This window comes from Rhizobium sp. 01T444, assembly GCF_056398305.1.
Genome location: NZ_JBFTPD010000190.1, coordinates 1 through 685, shown reverse-complemented (window position 1 = coordinate 685; position 685 = coordinate 1). Strand labels below are relative to the sequence as shown.

Below are 685 nucleotides of genomic sequence, written 5' to 3'. Positions count from 1 at the left end.
CGGATCACGAAGGGCAAGGCCAGGGCGGGCGCGGCAAACAGGAACAAGCGGCCGACCCGCGCCCAGCCCACGCGTGCGGCCACGACGCATCGCGTGAACCGGTTGCGCCACCAGACCACCAGGCAGAGCATGAGGGCCAGCACGACGCCGGGCAGCATGCCGCCGGTGAACAGATCCGCGATCGAGATGCCGGTGACGGAGCCGATGGTGATGAGCACGAGGCTCGGCGGAATGGTCTCGGTCTGCGCACCTGAAGCGGACAGCAGCGCCACCATTTCGCCCTCCTCCGCGCCCCGCCGTTTCATCTCGGGAAACAGGACTGGGGCGACAGCGGCCATGTCSGCCRCCTTSGAGCCSGARATGCCCGASACSAGGTACATCGCGCCGATCAGCACRTACGASAGCCCKCCSCGCACATGCCCSAGCAGGCTGGCCAGRAASKCSACCATSGCSYKSGCCATSSMGGTCATCTCGAKSAGCASGCCGAGRAASACGAACAGCGGCACCGCCAGCAGGATCAGGTGCGACATGCCYTCGTCCATGCGGCCGATGACCACGACGGTGGGCGTCGATGTCGTCAGGGCGAGGTAGCCGAAAGTCGCCAGGCCGAAGGCGAACGCGATCGGCACGCCGGCGAAGACCAGAAGCGCCACGATGCCCACGAAGAAGATGAGAAGGTTGAGGT

1 protein-coding gene is annotated in these 685 nt (G+C 66.6%); it reads right to left on the bottom strand.

The annotated features are described in order from the left end of the window. On the bottom strand, nucleotides 1-685 hold a 685-nt coding region (locus AC1DTN_RS37915), incomplete at both ends, for a TRAP transporter large permease subunit (protein ID WP_477925285.1).